The following is an 18,686-nucleotide window of genomic DNA, read 5'->3' as shown; positions in this document are numbered from 1 at the left end:
GAATTTTTAAGGAAATATCATGATCAGCGTCTTTGAACTCTTTAAAATCGGTATCGGTCCATCCAGCTCGCATACGGTCGGTCCAATGGTTGCTGCCAATCGCTTTATTTGCGAACTTGGCGACAAAATCACTAGCGTCCAAGAAATCTACATCGAGCTGTATGGCTCGCTGTCATCAACAGGTAAAGGCCATGCCACTGATACTGCCATCTTGCTAGGTCTGCTCGGCCATGAACCACGCACCATCGATACCACCAAGACAGATCAATACCTCGCACCAATTTTCGAATCACAGACACTCAACCTAGGCGGCACACACGAGATCAGTTTTGATGTGCATAAGCATCTATTATGGGATGATAACGCCCTATCTGCCCATCCCAACGGTATGAGACTGGTGGCACATTTTGGGGATGCCAAGCCATTTGCACGCACTTATTATTCGATTGGTGGTGGCTTTATCAAGGATGAATTTGAGATTCATGAGCTGCATGATGACACTACAGTATCGCCTTATCCTTATGATTTTAATAGTGCTGAAATGCTTGCTAAGCTGTGCGCCAAGCACGATATGCGCATCAGCGACATCATGATGACGAACGAAACTGCCGTACACACAGAAGATGAAGTCAAAGAATATCTCAATGAAATCTGGATGGTGATGCAAGCTTGCGTCACCCAAGGCTGTAAAGTCGATGGCATCTTACCGGGTGGCTTGAATGTCAAACGCCGCGCCAAAGCCCTATACGAGCAGTTGTCCAAAGAATATGGCTATTCTGGCAATGGTGGACTACTGGCGATGGACTGGGTGAATCTGTATGCGCTTGCCGTCAATGAAGAAAATGCCGCAGGCGGTAAAGTCGTCACCGCACCGACCAATGGCGCAGCAGGCATCATCCCTGCAGTGCTACATTATTATCGCGGCTTTATTCCGTCATTCAGCTTCGATGGTGTGCGTGAATTTTTGCTCGTCGCAGGCGCGGTGGGTGCTTTGATCAAGCAAAACGCATCCATCTCAGGTGCTGAAGTTGGCTGTCAAGGTGAAGTTGGCTCAGCCTGTGCGATGGCAGCGGCAGGGCTTGCTCATGTGCTAGGTGGTAGCGTCGCTCAATGCCTAAACGCCGCCGAAATTGGTCTTGAGCACAACCTAGGACTGACCTGCGACCCGATTGCAGGACTCGTGCAAGTGCCTTGCATCGAACGCAACGCCATGGCATCGGTCAAAGCCATCAATGCAGCCCGCCTTGCCCTGCGTGGCGATGGCAGTCATCATGTCTCATTGGACAAAGCCATCGCCACCATGAAAGCAACAGGTATGGATATGATGGATAAATACAAAGAAACTGCTAAAGGTGGACTTGCTATCCATGCTACCGATGCCATGAATCGTATCGATTTGGTAAATATTGGCAGTGGCTTTAGTCAGTGCTAAATATCAGCCATGGTTCATCCAATTTTTTATTTATACACCGATCAGTTAATCCCTTTTTATCAAGCGGTCAGCTCCATGACCGTTTTTTTGCCGTAGTGCTTGAAGCAAGTTATAATCAACATTCCGAAATTGAATTTGCCATTTGTACATTTTGTGTTATTGTAACTTACCAAATTTTTATAAGATGATCTTTTTGCCGTATTAAACGGTTATTTTTTGGAGCGCCATTGGCAATTGATATTATGACACAGCATACAGAACAAATCGGTAGTAGCCATAAGCTCAACTGGAGAGCTTTTGGTCCAGGAATTTTGATGGCATCAGCCGCCATCGGTGGCTCGCACCTGGTGGCATCGACCCAAGCAGGTGCGCTATATGGTTGGCAATTGGCAATTATGATTATTCTTGCTAACTTGTTCAAATATCCATTTTACCGTTTTGGCACCGAATACGCTTATACTACGGGCGAGAGTCTTGTGGCAGGCTATGCCAAGCTATCTCGTTTTTATATTTGGGCGTTTTTCATCTTGTGCATCCTTTCGGGCATTATCAGTACAGGTGCGGTTGCGATTTTGGCGTCGGTCATTCTTGGCTATATGCTACCCTTTGAGCTGAACACTTTAGCCTTGGCTGCCATCGTCATGTTCTCATCATGGCTATTGCTATTTGCTGGTCACTACAAGCTACTTGATGGTGTCACCAAATGGATCATCGTGGCGTTGACCGTGGCGACCGTGGCAGCGGTATTTGTGGCGATGGGCAAGCCTGCTGTTATGGCACCTGATTTTATTCCTGCGTCGCCTTGGAACTTGGCAGCGCTTGGCTTTATCATCGCCTTGATGGGCTGGATGCCTGCCCCGCTTGAATTCTCGGCGATTACTTCTGTATGGACTGCTAAGAAAATTCGTACCGATCACACCAGCCGCTACCAAGGCATGATTGACTTTAATGTCGGTTATCTGACCTCTGCGATTTTAGCACTATTTTTCTTGGCATTGGGCGTATTTGTCCAATACGGTACAGGCGAAGAGATCGCCATGCAAGGCGGTGCTTATGTTGGTCAGCTTATCCAAATGTACACCGAAACCATCGGCGAATGGTCACGCCTACTGGTTGCATTCATTGCATTCTTATGTATGTATGGTACGGTGATTACCTGTGCTGACGGCTATGGTCGTACGACTGCTGAATGCCTATCGCTGATTAAAACCGAAACCACTGACGAAACCGAAAAATTCGTCGCCAAATGGACCGCGTTTTTCATCATTGCAGGCTATGGCTTGATTGCATTTTTTATGGGTCAGATGGCAGCGATGCTGAAGTTTGCGATGATTACTGCATTTGTCACCGCACCAATTTTTGGCTATCTCAACTATAAGCTGATCAAAAAAGAAGGCAACATCAGCACTGGCATGACACTATTTGCTCTAGCAGGTATCGTGTTCTTGTCAGGCTTTACCATTTTGTTCTTGTTGCAATTTGGTGGTATCATTGGCTAATTAAGACTGTCTTAGCCATCACAGAGCCACCCACCCGATCACGCCATGCATCATGGCGTGATTTTTTTATATTTTCTGATGATTTGATTAAAAAATTCACATAAATTTCACAAGGTTTTTTGGTTATTTTGGCTTGCAAAGTTCAGCCAAGGTGATAAAATGGTTTTTTGTTGTCATTTTTGGTCGTCGGTGTGATTGACCATCCAACAAAAAGGATTTTGCCAACTATTGGCACATTAACCAGGTATCACTTGGCTTCATATTAAGTTGTACTGAAATTATAAGGATTATCAATCATGACAATCTCACAAGATCTAATCAAACAAACCGAAACCTACGGGGCGAACAACTACCTACCCCTACCTATTGTAATCTCAAAAGCCCAAGGCATCTGGGTAGAAGATCCTGAAGGCAATCGCTACATGGATATGCTCAGTGCCTATTCAGCAGTGAACCAAGGTCACTGTCACCCAAAAATCATCCAAGCACTCAAAGACCAAGCCGACCGTGCGACGCTGACCAGCCGTGCGTTTCATAACGACCAGCTTGGCCCATGGTACGAAAAAGTCAGCAAACTGACTGGCAAATCTCGTGTGCTACCAATGAACACTGGTGCTGAAGCGGTCGAAACTGCCATCAAAACTGCAAGGCGATGGGGCTATGATGTCAAAGGCGTAGCAGACAATCAAGCCGAAATCATCGCCTGTATTGGCAATTTCCATGGTCGCACGATGGGCGCCGTATCACTATCCAGCGATGATGACTACAAGCGTGGCTTTGGCCCGATGCTTGGCGGTATCAAGCTTGTGCCTTATGGCGATTTGGATGCGCTACAAGCTGCCATCACACCAAACACAGTGGCATTTTTGATTGAGCCAATCCAAGGCGAAGCTGGCATCAACATCCCACCACAAGGCTATATGAAAGCCGCCTATGATGTCTGCCGTGCCAATAATGTGCTATTTATCGCTGATGAAATCCAAGCAGGTCTTGGACGCACGGGCAAGTTGTTCGCCTGTGAGCACGAAGGCTTTGCGCCTGATATGTATATCCTAGGCAAGGCATTGGGCGGTGGCGTATTCCCTATCTCATGCGTGGTCGCTGATGATAACATTCTAGGTGTGTTTAACCCTGGCTCACACGGCTCGACCTTTGGCGGTAATCCACTTGCGTGTGCAGTCTCTATCGCTGCACTCGATGTACTTGTGGACGAAAAATTGGCAGAAAACTCAGCTGAACTCGGTGCGTATTTCCTAGCTGAACTACAAAAAATCCAAAACCCGAAAATCAAAGAAGTGCGCGGTCGTGGCTTATTCATCGGAGTTGAGCTAACTGAAGCTGCACGCCCATACTGTGAAGTACTCAAAGAGCTTGGGCTACTGTGTAAAGAAACACATGACACTGTGATCCGCTTTGCACCACCGCTGATCATCACCAAAGATGAGCTGGATCAAGCCTTAGTAAAAATCCGCGAAGTGCTGTCTGCTTAATTTATTCTGCTAATTTGAGCTAAATTCAAGCAAAAAAACAGGTCGTTGATTGGCGACCTGTTTTTTGTGATAAGAATTTATAAAGCTAAGCTTTTATCTAGGCTGTCAGCACACTACTGTCAGCGCACTTAATCCACCATCGCAAATTTTCGTAAGGTCTGCTTAGGCTCGGTCAATTGGCGCATTTGATCATGAGTGATGACTTGCAGTCGCTGAGCGGCTTTTTGGCTTGGGCGTGTATGCAGTCGATATGCCACCAGAGCGATGCTTGCTGCGGCACGCTGCGGCGTCAATGGTACAACTTGATTGATGCCGATGACGCTGGTGATGGCGTTTTTGGCAGATTTGAGCAGTTGGCGCGCGCCTTTGACCGATAGGCTTGGCGTTTCACTGGTTAATTTACTTAATCGGAAAATCAGTACTTCTTGGAAATTCAGCGTCTTAAGATAATATTCCACATCCGCCTTGGCGATGAGTTCTTCGTTGAACTGTGGCTTTTCTGCACCTGTCATAGATAAGAAAAAGAACCGCCCAACGCCTTTGGCATGACACACGCGCGCAAACTCCATATTATAAAGCACATTGACTTGATAAAATTCATCACGACTGGCGGTGTGTTCCTTAGCAATGCCAAGACAGCTGAATGCATCGGTATCTTCACCGATAGAGATCGATTCGATAGTCGTCGATAGCGACTGAAAATCAGGCACATGATACACGAGCATATTTTCGCTCATCACCTTAGGCTGTGTGCGCGTGATCAAAATTACCGTCTCGTACATCGTCGCAAGCTCACGAGCCAATGCCTGACCGACACGCCCTGACCCCCCGATGAGTATGGCTTTTGTTTTCATCGCTTGAACCTACATTATGATCATGATATCACCAAGTCATCGCCTGATGCGCCCTTTGCTGACTTTTTACCCTATCTTGGCCAAATTACAATCAGCAACGCGATATTCTAGCACAATTTGTCAAAAAATCATCCAAATATCCCCATTAGGCACACAGGCAAATTGCTACAAAATATAAATTTTGACTCATTTATCGCGATTTTCAGCCGAGATTTGCAACTTTTTTGTAATTAATTATTGTGAGATGGCATGAAATTTGGTAATATAGGCGTTTATATTGTCCAAGCTATCAAAGCACCTCACCTTTGATTGCACCCACTTTATTCTTACTTTCAACTTTTTTATTTATCTATAAGGATAAAACACATGGCAAACTCTGCACAAGCTCGCAAACGCGCTCGTCAAAACACCAAGCGTCGTCAGCACAACGCATCTCAGCGTTCAATGGTTCGCACTTTCATCAAGCGCGTAAACGCTGCCATCGAAGCGAAATCATACGAGCTAGCAACTGAAGCTTATAACAAAGCTGTGCCAGTAATCGACCGTATGGCTGACAAAGGCATCATCCACAAGAATAAAGCTGCTCGTCATAAGAGCCGCCTAAACGCTGCGGTAAAAGCACTAAAAGGCTAATCGCATCTTGTGATAAAAAGACCCAAGCTAAGAAGTTTGGGTCTTTTTTATGAAGTCTGGGTCTTTTTTATGGTTCAAGTTTATGCTTATAAACAAGGCTTAAGTATCGGCTTTTGCGCCCACTTCGATCACCGCGCCATCACTCAGACGATACGCCACCAAAGTACCGCCCCACACACAGCCACCATCAAGCGCACGCACATTGCGCGTCTCAACTTCAGCACGCAGCGCCGCCCAATGCCCGAATAAAATGCGACGCTCACGCACCACGAACCACTCGAACCACGGACGAAAATCACTCGGCATGACATCGCTCAGCGTTTCTTTGAACGAAAATTCCAACAAGCCTGACTGTGTACACAAGCGCATCCGCGTCAAGTAGTTGGCGATGGCGCGCATTCGCTTATAGCCGTTTAATTTCTCTGACCATTCTTCAGATTTTTTGCTATACAGATTTGGCAATAAGCGATCAAGCTGCTTTAGGCTGCCGCTTAATTGCTTTTCAAGTTCTTGGGCATAGCCATGTGCTTGCTTGATCGTCCAATTCGGCGGAATGCCTGCATGCGTCAAGACCGTGCGATCACTTGGAAATACCAATAAAGGCTGTTTGCGCAGCCAGTTTAATAGCTCATCACAATCGGGCGCAGCAAAAATCGCAGCAGTTTTATCCTTAGGCTTCGGCGGTAAAATCCCACGCCAAGTGGCGATCAAGGTGATGTCATGATTACCAAGTACAGTGGTCAGCGCGCCAATGTCGGACAGTCGCTTGACTTCTCGCAGTGTCGCCAAAGAATCTTCACCGCGTGCCACGATGTCGCCAGCAAGCCAGATTTTGTCTTGGGTTTCGTCAAATTCTAACGCTTCAAGCAAGCGATTGAACGCCGAAAAACAACCTTGCAAGTCGCCGATGACATACTGATGACGGTATTTTTTGGTTTTTTGAAATTTCATAAATCTAAACAATAACAGCAACTGTACAACAAATTACTTATAGGTCATTATTAATTAAATCTTCATCAATAAGCATAATCATCACAAGCAAATTTAAGCGTGATGATCCACCACCAAATCCGCTAAGCGTACAAACTGCTCAACGCTTAAAGTCTCAGGTCGCGCCTGCGGATTGATGCCAACAGAGTCAAAGGCAACTTCATCAAGATTCGGCAGCAGCGCATTCGCCTTAAAGATCGCGCGCAAAGTCTTACGGCGATGATTGAATACTTCACGCACCACTAAGGCAAAAACCTTCTCATCTTTAGCAACGATGGGCTTAGTAGCATATGGCGTCAGGCGAAATACCGCACTGGTGACTTTCGGCGGCGGGTTGAACGCGCCTTTTGGCACGGTCAGTAGATATTCAGACGCGCAATGATATTGCATAATCACTGACAATCTGCCATATTCTTTGCTGCTTGGCTCGGCGGTGATACGATCAACCACTTCTTTTTGGAGCATAAAATGCATATCACGGATGACATCACTAAACTCAAGCAAGCGGAACAAAATCGGCGTTGAGATATTGTACGGCAGATTACCCACCACGCGAAACGCCCCTTTGCCGACCTGCTCAGCTAAGGCACGATAATCGACTTCCATCGCGTTTTGATTAATAATTGTAAAATCAGGATGACTATTAGCACCGATATTAATCTTAAGCTGTGCGGCAAGATCACGATCCAGCTCAATCACCGTCATGCCATCGACTTCAGCAAGCAAAGGCTCAGTCAAAGCCCCAAGCCCTGGCCCAATCTCAAGCAAATTATCTGCACGGTCCAAACGGATGGAAGTAACGATCTGCCCGATGACGCTTGTGTCGTGTAAGAAATTTTGCCCAAAGCGCTTGCGTGGGGCGTGTTTGGCTTCTCGTGGAGTCTTAGGAATGATATGCATAGGAGTAACTTATAAATTTGTATAATTAACCCTTTATCATACCATGAAATGATGAATTTTGGTGAAATTTTTGGGATGGGTGGCGGTTTGTGGTTGCTGGGTTTTAAAGACCCAAAGGCATAAGGTGTATTTACACCCCGCTCATCCGATCAGCATAACTGATAGCCTGTAATAAGCTCGAGCTGCTTGCTTTGCCCGTCCCTGCTAAATCCAGTGCCGTGCCATGATCCACCGATGTGCGTACATACGGCAGACCAAGTGTGATGTTCACCGTATCGCCAAAGCCATGGGATTTCAGCGGTGCCAGACCCTGATCATGATACATGGCGATCACCGCATCACAGCCATCCAGATGGTGGCGGGTAAATAGCGTATCGGCAGGCATGGCTAGGCTAATATTCATGCCGTTATTGATAAAACCTTGTAAGACAGGATTAATAATTTCCATCTCTTCTGATCCCAAATGTCCGCTCTCGCCTGCGTGCGGATTGAGCCCGCAGACTAGGATTTTAGGCTGCTTGAGTCCAAATTGTGCAGTCAGTGCATCATGGGTGATACGCACGGTATTTGCCACTTCATCGCGAGTAATGGCATCAGGCACGGCGCGCAGTGGCAGATGCGTCGTCACCAGCGCCACTTTCATCACGCGATTGGCAAGCATCATCACCACCTTATCGCAGCCTGCCTTGTGCATGAAATACTCAGTATGTCCACTGAACATCTTGCCATTATCCAGTGTGATATTGGCATCAACCATGACAGATTTTTGAATCGGTGCGGTAACGATGGCGCGGATTTGACGCCGGATAGCAAGCAAATGCGCTAGATGCAGCTGACGCTCGACCATATGGGCATTGTTTACTGATAATTGCCCTGCCATTACTTTATCAGCGCAAGGTATGTGCATTATCACAACATTATGATTAAGATTATCTACATTATCTTGGATAAAATTATCAGGCAGCTGCGCAAAATCATCTGGCACATCGATCACTGCATAGTCAGGTGTAGTCGTGATTGTACCTTGTGCTTGCAATGCCTTGATACGCTCAGCAAAAGCAGTAGCATCAGCACAAATAATAGTTTTACCATAAAGCGCATCTGCATGATGACACAAGACATCGATGACAATATCCATACCGATGCCTGCAGGCTCGCCTGTGGTGATGAGTAACGGGCGGGTGTGTGATAAAAGGCGTGAATCTGCGTGCAACATGGATACATTTCCTTACGGGAAGATGGTGGGGATTTTTCGCTTTTTGTGCGATTTTGTGCTACAATTTGTGTTTGAATTTCACCGTATTTTAGCAGCTTTTTTGACCCATCGCCACCAATACCCATGACCGATACCAGCACCCGAACCGACAGTTTATTGACCCTACAGCCACCACATAACATTGAGATGGAACGCAGCCTACTTGCGTCGCTGATGGGTATGAGCGAGTCTTTTGACAGCATTGATACCATCATCAGCGCTGATGATTTTTATGGTGAACGCCACAAGAAAATCTTCGATGCCATCAGTCATTTGGCGCGTATCAATGAACCTTATGACAGCTTGATGGTGCATGATTATCTGTCGCGCGTCGATCAGCTATCAGCTGTCGGCGGTGAAGAGTATCTATTGCAGATCAACCAAAGCCCTGTCAGCTTTTTTAACTTGGTCAATTATGCCGAAAAAGTGCGCGATCTGGCGGTATATCGTCAGCTGATCAAATCGGCAAATACCATGCTAAATCTGGCTTATCACCCAAAAAAACAAACGGTGACAGAGATTTTGGACACCATCGAAGCGGATATTTTTCGCATCGGTGAGAATTTTGCCAAAGGTACAAATAAAGAAGGTCCGCAGCGCATCGATGATGTCTTGACCAATGTCAGCAATCTGTTGAGCGAAATTCGCCTGCGTGATGGGGGTCTGGTGGGGATTGATACAGGTTTTGAAGAATTAAATAACAAAACCTTGGGGTTTCAGGCGGGTAACTTAATCATCCTAGCGGCGCGCCCTGCGATGGGCAAGACGGCACTTGCGCTGAATTTTGCACAAGCTGCGCTGAACGCCAACAAAGCCGCCGTGGTATTCTCGATGGAAATGCCTGCCGAATCGATCGCCATGCGTATGATCTCAGCATGGGGACGCATTCACCAAGCCAAGCTGATGGCAGCCGATATGGAAGAGTCTGAATGGGCGATGTTTATGAGCGCGACTGCATGGCTACAGGATAAGCATCTATATATCGACTCGCGTTCAGAGCTCACCCCCAGTGAAGTGCGCGCCACCTGCCGCCGCCTTGCAAAGAACCATCCAGATGGATTGGGGCTTGTCGTCATCGACTATCTACAGCTGATGCGCGTACATGGTATGGACAGTCGCGTCAATGAAATCGGTGAAATCTCACGAAGCCTAAAAGCACTGGCGCGTGAACTTAACTGCCCTGTCATCGCCCTATCTCAGCTCAACCGCAGCCTAGAATCGCGCCCGAACAAGCGTCCGATGATGTCGGATCTGCGTGAATCTGGGCAGATCGAGCAGGACGCGGATTTGATCTTATTCGTCTATCGCCACTGGTACTACCATCAAGACAAACCCGAAATCCAAAACCAAGCCGAGCTGATTATCGGCAAGAACCGTAGCGGTGAGCGTGGTACTGTACCGCTGCGATTCTTGGGTGAATATGCGCGCTTTGAGAATCTACTCAACGATGAAGAATTTGCCTATTTAGAAGAAGATGACGGCTGATTTTTGTGCTTTTTTCAGTATTTTCATGATTATTTATATAAAATAATTTTAAATTTATCTTATTTTACTGGTTAAAACAAGATACGATATTTATCAAATTTTTTAAACTATTTGTGATTTTTTTATGCGTACTGCTACTGTTACCATCGATGCTGCCGCGTTGGCGCACAATTTACAAGTAATCAAATCTCAGCTACAGCCTGATACCAAAGTGCTTGCCATGGTCAAGGCTGATGCCTATGGGCATGGGGTTGATAAGACTGTACCTGCACTCATTGCCGCTGATGGCTTTGGGGTGGCGTGCATGAGTGAAGCCCTAGCAGTCGAAGATGCCTTGCGCGCCGTTGATACTGTGCGTCCTGTGGTGCTGATCGAAGGGGTATTTAGTCGCGATGAGTGGTTGGATGCCATCGCGCATGACTTCGGCTGCGTAATTCATCATGATGAGCAGCTACATTGGGCACTTGAGCATAAGCCAAGTGATGACAGCTTTTGTCGCACCATTTGGCTAAAATACAACACCGGCATGAACCGTATCGGCTTTGGCGCTGATGAGATCATTGATAAAGCCAAACTGCTCATTGACGCAGGTTATCAGATCATTTTGACATCGCATTTTGCTTGCTCAGACGAAAAAGAACATCCGCTCAACGCTGTGCAGATCGAACGATTTAACCATGCCTTGCAAGCCATCTTACAACTACAAAGCAGTGCTCAAGGCTCACTGTGCAACTCAGCAGGGATTTTCAATTTCCCACAAGTACATCATAACTGGGTGCGCGCAGGCATTGCCCTATATGGCGCGAAGCCTGTCGCTCACTGTAGTGCAGCTGATTTGGGGCTATTGCCTGCGATGACTTTATCTGCCAAGATCATGGCGATTCACACGCTCAATGCAGGCGATTCGGTCGGCTATGCTGCCTTATGGTCAGCGACAGATGCGCACAAGATTGCCATCGTCAGTATCGGCTATGGTGATGGCTATCCGCGCGTGGTTGATGGCGCAAAGGTAAGTATCATCAGCCAATCAGGGACAACCACTTGCGCCATCATCGGACGCGTGGCGATGGATATGCTGATGATCGATGTCGATGGCGTGGATGTTGCCATTGGTGATGATGTGATCTTGTGGGGCGATGCGCCGCACATCGATGAAGTGGCAATGTGTGCCAATACCATCGGCTATGAGCTGATGTGCCGCTTGACCACACGCCCAAACAGACAGCTTACCAATAAATGATTCAACAAATCAATTTATCTGTGTCTGCAGTCCATACCAGCGATTTGACCACCAAACCCTGCATCATCACGAACTTTTGGTAAAATTGCCAAAAGCACTAGTCAATCGCTTGTGTGGGTGCTATACTTAATCTTTTTCCCCATTTATTGATCACTCACGGAATTTGTTCTCATGAGCGTACGCCATTTTCGAAACCTGTTGGATCTTAGCCCTGCTGAATTAGGAGCCATCATCCAAAGAGCCAGTGAACTGCGCCAAATGCAGCATCGTGGCGAGATTTATCGCCCTTTTGTCGGTCGCACTTTGGGCATGATTTTTGAAAAATCATCGACGCGTACACGCATTTCGTTCGAAGCAGGCATGGGTCAATTTGGCGGCCATGCGATTTTCTTATCGCCAAAAGATACCCAGCTGGGTCGCGGCGAGCCGATCGAAGACTCTGCAAAGGTTATCTCAAGCATGGTCGATATCATCATGATTCGCACCTTTGAGCACGCCAAGCTTGAGCTGTTTTGTCAGCATTCATCGGTGCCGGTGATTAATGCTTTGACCGATGATTTTCACCCATGTCAGCTACTGGCGGATATGCAGACCTTTCATGAGCATCGTGGCAGTATCAAAGGCAAGACTGTGACTTGGGTCGGTGATGGCAATAATATGTGCGCATCTTATATCCTAGCGGCGCATCAGTTTGGCTTTCAGCTGCGAGTGACTGCGCCTTATGGCTTTGAACCAAATCCTGAGCTGATTGAAGAATACAGCCACTGCGTCACCTATGTCGAAGACCCCCAAGAAGCCGCCAAAGGTGCACATCTGATTGCTACCGATGTCTGGGCAAGTATGGGTCAAGAATCTGAGCAGATGACTCGTGCACGCCGTTTCGCCCCGTATCAAGTCAGCCCTGCGATGCTCGACAAAGCCGACCCTGATGTGCTATTTATGCACTGCTTGCCTGCACATCGTGGCGAAGAGATTAGCTTTGATCTATTAAACGATCCGCGCTCTGTAGTGTGGGATGAAGCTGAGAACCGCCTACACGCCCAAAAAGCCTTAATGGAATTTTTATTAAAAGATAAAATCAAGCTTGACTGAGCGACTGTTTATTTTATCAGATTGATTTAAGGTGATTTTTAAGATAATAAATCCTAAAATCACCTTTTACAACTTTAATACAAGCTGATTTACGCGTTTCTACGATAAATATACAGTTTTTGACATATTCTGTTACAAAGGCTAAGCGATTTGGCTTTATAATGCCATTATCATTCACACAAACAAAAGGAGCGCTATGATGAAAAACTTAACCAAAAGTTTATTGATGGGTGTATCATTATTAGCAAGCACGGCTGCGATCGCCGAAGAATACAACCGCGTAAGCTTCAATAGTGAAGTCAAAAGCGAGATCACGAACGATGAGATTCGTGCAAGCCTGACCAAAACCGCACAAGCATCTGCCGCGCGCGACATCGCCAATGAACTCAACCGCAGTGTCAATGCCGCCTTACAAATCGCCAAACGCTATCCTGAAGTGACCGTAACGACAGGTCGCCAAAATACTTATCCGCGTTATGATAATAAAAATAAGCTGATCGGTTTTACGGGCTCGGTGACATTGGATCTTAAGAGCCAAAATTTTGAGAAAGCCAGTCAGCTGATTGCCGATCTACAAGAAACGATGGTGATGGATAACCTAAGCTTCGGCGTGTCACAAAAGCTGCGTGACAGTGAAGAAAAACGCCTACAGCTAGAAGCGATTCAGCGTTTTAGCGATGAAGCCAAGACCATCAGCCATGCCTTTGGCGCAAGCGATTATAAGATCGTCAATGTCAATCTGGGCGGCAGTAACAGCTACTATCCGCGCCCTATAATGGCGATGTCAAGCATGAAAACTTTAAGCGATGGTGTCGAAGCGCAAAACTTCGAAGCAGGCAATACCACCTTGACTTATAATGCCAATGGCACCATTGAATTGATAAAATAAGTGTACTTTTTGAGATGTAAGTATGAAAATGATCAAACCTTTAGCGCTGGCACTGACTGGCGCACTTGCTTTTGGTAGCGCGCACGCAAGCCTTGATGGCGACATCATCGGCGGCGAAGTGATTCTGCCAACCACAAGCACCAGCAATGCCATCACCAAAGACGGTAAGCGTGTCTCGGCACTGGAATTGACCGACTATGCACAGCAGGTCAATGAAGCGGTGTGGTCGCCGAACATGAATGTCAATACCGCGATGACGGTAAAAATGCAAGCATTGCTTGACTGGAATCACGCATCACCTGGCGCGATCGATGGCGGTTGGGGTAATAACAGCAAAAAAGCACTGATCAATTTTCAAAAAATCAAAGGCTTGGAAGTCACTGGCAAAATGAACCAAGCGACTTGGGATGCGCTGATCGCAGGCGCGCCAAAAGATCAACCTGTGCTTGTGTCCTACACGCTGACCGATGACGATGTCGCAGGCCCATATGCCAAGCAGCTGCCTGAAGATGCAGCATCACGCGCCAAGCTGAAGGGCTTGTATTATGAAAACATCATCGAGATGCTAGGCGAGCGATTCCACATGGATGTTGCTTATATCAAAAAAATCAATCCAAACAAAAAGTTCGTGGCAGGCGAGACCATCACAGTGATCAATACTGGCAAGCCACTGAACACCAAAGTGACGCGCGTGGTCGCTGATAAGGCTGAAAACACCTTGTTCGCTTATAGCGATAATAAGCTTGTCGCCACTTATCCGACCGTCGTCGGTAACAGCCAAACAGCAGCACCGACCGGCAAATTCAAGCTTGGCACAAAAGTAGAAATGCCAACTTATAAAGCTACCGTCAAAGACGAAAAAGGCGTCACCAAAACCTATGTGCTACCAGCAGGTCCGAACAGTCCTGTCGGTGTGGCATGGATGGGTCTGGACAAGACAAGCTGCGGCATTCACGGCTCAGCCATTCCTGAAGTGGTCACACGCCTATCAACCGTCGGCTGTATCCGCTTGACCAACTGGGATGTGATGGAGCTGTATCCATTGATCAGCCAAGGCGCAGAAGTCGAAATCCGCTGATTGACCAATCCCAAGCCCAAAGCCCGTTCATTATGAATGGGCTTTTTTGTGCTGTTTTATAAATTTGCCTTGTGTATGAGCTGAACGGACTAGCCAAGCAATCACGGTGATGGTTATTTGTCATCGCTTTTACTTAACGGATTTTCATAGATTAATATTGTTTTCAATGTTATAATAAATTGTTTTATTTTGGTTGCAATTTTATTGCCTTGCTGTACTTTTTTATGAAGGATGAATCATGTTTCAATTCACCCAACCCCAAAGTCCCCTCCGCGACGCCATCACTTCTGCTTATCGCTTGGATGAAGTGACTGCGGTCAGTAATCTGCTTGCTACATTGCAGTTTGATGATGCGCAAAAACAAGACATCAACACTCTTGCGCGCCGCCTAATTACCCAAGTGCGTGCCGATCGCAGCAAATCATCGGGTGTCGATGCCTTGATGCAAGAGTTTTCGCTATCAAGCGAAGAAGGCGTGGCATTGATGTGTCTTGCTGAGTCGCTACTGCGCATTCCAGATACTGCGACACGCGACCGCTTAATCCAAGACAAACTTGCTGATGGCGACTGGAAGGGCCATGTGGGCAATAGCCCATCGATGTTCGTTAATGCGGCGGCTTGGGGCCTGGTATTGACTGGCAAATTGACACAGCCTACCAATGAGGGTGGTCTAGGTTCTGCCTTGACGCGCGTCCTACAAAAAGGCGGTGCGCCGTTCATCCGCGCAGGCGTGAATCATGCGATGAAAATCCTTGGCAAGCAATTTGTCACAGGTCAGACCATCACCGAAGCACTTGCTAATGGTAAAGAGCGCGAGAAATTGGGCTATCGTTTCAGCTTTGATATGCTGGGCGAAGCGGCAATGACCCAAGAAGATGCCGATCGCTACTACCAAGACTATGTCACCGCCATTCACGCCATCGGTAAAGATGCAGCAGGTCGCGGCGTATATGATGGCAATGGTATTTCAGTCAAGCTATCAGCCATCCACCCACGCTATTTCCGCGCGCAGCATGGGCGCGTGATGACTGAGCTATTACCACGCCTAAAAGCACTATATATGCTGGCTAAAGAGTATAACATCGGTCTGAACATCGACGCCGAAGAAGCCAACCGTCTGGAGCTATCACTTGATTTGATGGAACAATTGGTTTCTGATCCTGATTTGGCAGGCTTTAATGGTATCGGCTTTGTTGTACAAGCCTACCAAAAACGCTGCCCGTATGTCATTGATTTTCTAATCGATTTGGCTCGTCGCAACAACCAACGCCTAATGATTCGCCTAGTAAAAGGTGCATATTGGGACAGCGAAATCAAATGGGCGCAAGTCGATGGCATGGATGGCTATCCAGTTTATACGCGCAAAGTACACACCGATGTGTCATATCTTGCTTGCGCCAAGAAGCTATTGGCAGCACAAGATGCGATCTTCCCGCAATTCGCGACACACAACGCCCAAAGCCTAGCCACCATCTATGAGATGGGCAAGGATAAAGAATTTGAATTCCAGTGCTTGCATGGCATGGGTGAGACACTGTATGACCAAGTGGTTGGCGAGAAGAACTTGGGTCGTCGCGTGCGTATCTATGCACCAGTCGGCACGCACAAGACACTGCTTGCCTACTTGGTACGCCGCCTACTTGAAAATGGCGCGAACTCATCATTTGTCAATCGCATCGTCGATGAAGATGTCAGCATCGATGAACTGATCGAATCACCGATTGATGTGGTTAGCGTAACTGGTATCACGCCAAACCCACTGACCCCAGCACCGCGCCGTATCCTTGGTGAGCGCGACAACTCAAACGGTCTGGATCTATCAAATGAGCATGTACTGGCTCAGCTACAGACCAATATGCAAGCTGCTGCACAGATTGAGTTCAATGCCGCATCATTGACCACAGTCAGTATCACAAGCCAAGCTGCCCACGCGGTACAAAACCCTGCCGATCATCGCGACATCGTCGGTCAAGTCTCGTTCATCGACGCTGCCAGTGTGCCAAATGTCATCACTGCTGCCATCGACGCCCAAAGCACTTGGCAAGCAGTTAGCCCTGCTGAGCGCGCTGCCATCTTGCGCCGCTTTGCTGATTTGATGGAAGAGCCAACTCGCATGGCGCTACTGATGATGGTTGCGGTACGCGAAGCAGGTAAGACACTACTAAACTCAATTGCTGAAGTGCGTGAAGCGGTGGATTTTTGCCGTTATTATGCCGACGAAACCGAACGCTTGAACCTAAACAGCCCTGTGGGTACAGTCGTGGCGATCAGCCCATGGAACTTCCCATTGGCAATCTTCGTCGGTGAAGTGGTCTCTGCCCTAGCCGCTGGTAATACCGTCGTAGCTAAGCCAGCTGAACAAACCAGCCTAATCGCTCACCTAGCCGTCTCATGGTTGCATGAAGCGGGCATACCTGCCAACGCTCTACAACTGGTACTGGGTGCAGGTGATGTCGGCGCGGCATTGACTTCAGATGAGCGTATTGACGGCGTGATTTTCACAGGTTCAACCGATGTCGCTAAGCATATCAATAAGCTATTGGCTGCGCGCTCTGACAATCCTGTCTTGATCGCTGAAACTGGCGGCATGAACGCGATGATCGTCGATAGCACCGCACTGCCTGAGCAAGTGTGCCTGGATGTCTTGGCATCAGCATTCGACTCAGCAGGTCAGCGCTGCTCAGCCCTGCGCATCCTATGTGTCCAAGAAGACATCGCCGATCACATGGTTGAGATGATCAAAGGTGCGATGGATGAGTTGGTGGTGAATAATCCTGCAGCACTGGCGACCGATGTCGGCCCTGTGATTGATGCTGAAGCACAAGAAAACTTGCTTAACCACATCAACAACCTAAAACAAATCGCGCCATATCACGAAGTGGCAATCAAGTCTGATGCACCAAGCTCAACTTTTGTTGCGCCGATTATGTTTGAGCTAAAAGACCTATCACAGCTGAAAAAAGAAGTCTTCGGCCCTGTGCTTCATGTGGTTCGCTTTGCAGCGCATGAACTGGATGATTTGATTGATAATATCAACAAAAAAGGCTTTGCGCTGACTCACGGTATCCACAGCCGCATCGACAGTACCATCGAGCATATCGCAAGCCGTATCGAAGCAGGTAATGTGTATATCAACCGCAACATCGTCGGCGCAGTCGTTGGTGTACAACCATTCGGTGGCCATGCGATGAGTGGTACAGGCCCGAAAGCTGGTGGTCCATTCTATCTACAGCGCCTAAGCAAGCTTAGTACTTGGAATACGCCAGCACTGGATAAAGCTGCAGAGATTAACGAAGCCGCTCTAGCCAAAGTATCAACAGTTGCTGCCAAGCTTGGTCTAAACAGCGATGAGCAAGCCGCCTTTGATGCTACCGTCAAAAGCGCGCGTGCAACTTCGCTTAATCACGGTGTCAGCACCCTAGCGGGCCCAACCGGTGAAGCCAACACCCTATCATGGCACGCACCAAAATCAGTCGCCATCTACGGCGGTGATAAAGCACAAAGCATCGCAGCCTTAGCACAGCTTGCTGCCAATGGTACACGCGCGCAAGTTTGCCCTGCACACGCTTTGGCGGATTATGCAAGCGAACTACAAGGTGTACTAGAAGTCGTCGAGCAACCAGCCGCTGACAACAACGACATCATCATCGCCCTATCAGCCATGCCATGCGACGAGCAAGTGCGCCTAGCAGGCTTGGACGGTGCGATTCGCCGCGTGATCGATGCGACCAACGGTCTGGACTTCACCCGTCTGTACCACGAAGTCAGCCAAAGCTACAACACCACTGCTGCAGGTGGTAACGCAAGCTTGATGGCATCAGCGTAATTATTTACACTGAAATATAAAAA

At 47.6% G+C, this 18,686-nt stretch carries 14 protein-coding genes; 10 read left to right on the top strand and 4 right to left on the bottom strand.

Annotation, left to right across the window (positions count from 1 at the left end; genetic code table 11):
- Positions 1–19: 19 nt before the first annotated feature.
- The 3 genes from NGM44_RS10165 to NGM44_RS10155 all read left to right on the top strand — a co-directional run bounded on the left by NGM44_RS10165 (position 20) and on the right by NGM44_RS10155 (position 4,421).
- Positions 20–1,432, top strand: coding sequence for an L-serine ammonia-lyase (locus tag NGM44_RS10165; protein ID WP_253223540.1), 1,413 nt, complete (start codon positions 20–22; stop codon positions 1,430–1,432).
- 242 nt (positions 1,433–1,674) lie between these two features.
- Positions 1,675–2,931 (top strand): NRAMP family divalent metal transporter, encoded by a 1,257-nt coding sequence (locus NGM44_RS10160; RefSeq protein WP_253223539.1) that lies wholly within the window; start codon positions 1,675–1,677, stop codon positions 2,929–2,931.
- Positions 2,932–3,227: 296 nt separating this feature from the next.
- Entirely contained in the window at positions 3,228–4,421 is a 1,194-nt protein-coding gene (locus tag NGM44_RS10155; RefSeq protein ID WP_253223538.1) for an ornithine--oxo-acid transaminase, read from the top strand.
- Between the two features lie 128 nt (positions 4,422–4,549).
- Here the strand turns inward: NGM44_RS10155 and NGM44_RS10150 are convergent, their stop codons facing one another.
- Positions 4,550–5,275: an NAD-dependent epimerase/dehydratase family protein gene (locus NGM44_RS10150; protein ID WP_253223537.1), complete on the bottom strand. Its 726-nt coding sequence runs from the start codon at positions 5,273–5,275 to the stop codon at positions 4,550–4,552.
- 366 nt (positions 5,276–5,641) lie between these two features.
- Here NGM44_RS10150 and rpsT point away from each other — a divergent pair, with 366 nt between their 5' ends.
- Positions 5,642–5,908: a 30S ribosomal protein S20 gene (rpsT, locus tag NGM44_RS10145; protein ID WP_078253793.1), complete on the top strand. Its 267-nt coding sequence runs from the start codon at positions 5,642–5,644 to the stop codon at positions 5,906–5,908.
- 99 nt (positions 5,909–6,007) lie between these two features.
- On the opposite strand, the gene NGM44_RS10140 is transcribed toward rpsT, so the two are convergent.
- The 3 genes from NGM44_RS10140 to pdxA form a co-directional block, all read right to left on the bottom strand.
- Positions 6,008–6,859 (bottom strand): symmetrical bis(5'-nucleosyl)-tetraphosphatase, encoded by an 852-nt coding sequence (locus NGM44_RS10140; protein WP_253223536.1) that lies wholly within the window; start codon positions 6,857–6,859, stop codon positions 6,008–6,010.
- Between the two features lie 93 nt (positions 6,860–6,952).
- Complete coding sequence (gene rsmA, locus NGM44_RS10135; RefSeq protein WP_253223535.1) at positions 6,953–7,798, bottom strand: 16S rRNA (adenine(1518)-N(6)/adenine(1519)-N(6))-dimethyltransferase RsmA; 846 nt, start codon at positions 7,796–7,798, stop codon at positions 6,953–6,955.
- A 130-nt stretch (positions 7,799–7,928) separates the two neighbouring features.
- Positions 7,929–9,014, bottom strand: a complete 1,086-nt coding sequence (gene pdxA / locus NGM44_RS10130; RefSeq protein WP_253223534.1) for a 4-hydroxythreonine-4-phosphate dehydrogenase PdxA — start codon at positions 9,012–9,014, stop codon at positions 7,929–7,931.
- Between the two features lie 123 nt (positions 9,015–9,137).
- Here pdxA and dnaB point away from each other — a divergent pair, with 123 nt between their 5' ends.
- The 6 genes from dnaB to putA all read left to right on the top strand — a co-directional run bounded on the left by dnaB (position 9,138) and on the right by putA (position 18,663).
- The gene (dnaB, locus tag NGM44_RS10125) at positions 9,138–10,538 is read left to right on the top strand and encodes a replicative DNA helicase (RefSeq protein WP_253223533.1); all 1,401 of its coding nucleotides are present in this window, start codon (positions 9,138–9,140) and stop codon (positions 10,536–10,538) included.
- Positions 10,539–10,662: 124 nt separating this feature from the next.
- Positions 10,663–11,778: an alanine racemase gene (gene alr, locus NGM44_RS10120; RefSeq protein WP_253223532.1), complete on the top strand. Its 1,116-nt coding sequence runs from the start codon at positions 10,663–10,665 to the stop codon at positions 11,776–11,778.
- A gap of 171 nt (positions 11,779–11,949) precedes the next feature.
- Positions 11,950–12,870: an ornithine carbamoyltransferase gene (gene argF / locus NGM44_RS10115; RefSeq protein WP_253223531.1), complete on the top strand. Its 921-nt coding sequence runs from the start codon at positions 11,950–11,952 to the stop codon at positions 12,868–12,870.
- A gap of 196 nt (positions 12,871–13,066) precedes the next feature.
- A complete protein-coding gene (locus NGM44_RS10110; protein WP_253223530.1) occupies positions 13,067–13,759 on the top strand; it encodes an SIMPL domain-containing protein in 693 nt (230 codons plus the stop codon).
- Positions 13,760–13,781: 22 nt separating this feature from the next.
- The gene (locus tag NGM44_RS10105) at positions 13,782–14,837 is read left to right on the top strand and encodes a L,D-transpeptidase family protein (RefSeq protein ID WP_253223529.1); all 1,056 of its coding nucleotides are present in this window, start codon (positions 13,782–13,784) and stop codon (positions 14,835–14,837) included.
- A 238-nt stretch (positions 14,838–15,075) separates the two neighbouring features.
- Positions 15,076–18,663 carry a bifunctional proline dehydrogenase/L-glutamate gamma-semialdehyde dehydrogenase PutA gene (gene putA, locus NGM44_RS10100; protein WP_253223528.1) on the top strand — a complete coding sequence of 1,196 codons (3,588 nt, stop codon included), beginning with the start codon at positions 15,076–15,078 and terminating at the stop codon, positions 18,661–18,663.
- The last annotated feature ends 23 nt before the right edge of the window (positions 18,664–18,686 follow it).

The sequence above is a fragment of the Moraxella sp. FZFQ2102 genome, assembly GCF_024137865.1.
Classification (GTDB): Bacteria; Pseudomonadota; Gammaproteobacteria; order Pseudomonadales; family Moraxellaceae; genus Moraxella.
Note: the sequence above shows the minus strand (reverse complement) of the source record. Positions and strands in the feature narration are given on the sequence as shown.

Excerpts from the sequence above, each read along its gene's own strand:
- NGM44_RS10165 (WP_253223540.1), top strand. The coding sequence starts at position 20 with ATGATCAGCGTCTTTGAACTCTTTAAAATCGGTATCGGTCCATCCAGC.
- NGM44_RS10160 (WP_253223539.1), top strand. The coding sequence starts at position 1,675 with ATGACACAGCATACAGAACAAATCGGTAGTAGCCATAAGCTCAACTGG.
- NGM44_RS10155 (WP_253223538.1), top strand. The coding sequence starts at position 3,228 with ATGACAATCTCACAAGATCTAATCAAACAAACCGAAACCTACGGGGCG.
- NGM44_RS10150 (WP_253223537.1), bottom strand. The coding sequence starts at position 5,275 with ATGAAAACAAAAGCCATACTCATCGGGGGGTCAGGGCGTGTCGGTCAG.
- rpsT (WP_078253793.1), top strand. The coding sequence starts at position 5,642 with ATGGCAAACTCTGCACAAGCTCGCAAACGCGCTCGTCAAAACACCAAG.
- NGM44_RS10140 (WP_253223536.1), bottom strand. The coding sequence starts at position 6,859 with ATGAAATTTCAAAAAACCAAAAAATACCGTCATCAGTATGTCATCGGC.
- rsmA (WP_253223535.1), bottom strand. The coding sequence starts at position 7,798 with ATGCATATCATTCCTAAGACTCCACGAGAAGCCAAACACGCCCCACGC.
- pdxA (WP_253223534.1), bottom strand. The coding sequence starts at position 9,014 with ATGTTGCACGCAGATTCACGCCTTTTATCACACACCCGCCCGTTACTC.
- dnaB (WP_253223533.1), top strand. The coding sequence starts at position 9,138 with ATGACCGATACCAGCACCCGAACCGACAGTTTATTGACCCTACAGCCA.
- alr (WP_253223532.1), top strand. The coding sequence starts at position 10,663 with ATGCGTACTGCTACTGTTACCATCGATGCTGCCGCGTTGGCGCACAAT.
- argF (WP_253223531.1), top strand. The coding sequence starts at position 11,950 with ATGAGCGTACGCCATTTTCGAAACCTGTTGGATCTTAGCCCTGCTGAA.
- NGM44_RS10110 (WP_253223530.1), top strand. The coding sequence starts at position 13,067 with ATGATGAAAAACTTAACCAAAAGTTTATTGATGGGTGTATCATTATTA.
- NGM44_RS10105 (WP_253223529.1), top strand. The coding sequence starts at position 13,782 with ATGAAAATGATCAAACCTTTAGCGCTGGCACTGACTGGCGCACTTGCT.
- putA (WP_253223528.1), top strand. The coding sequence starts at position 15,076 with ATGTTTCAATTCACCCAACCCCAAAGTCCCCTCCGCGACGCCATCACT.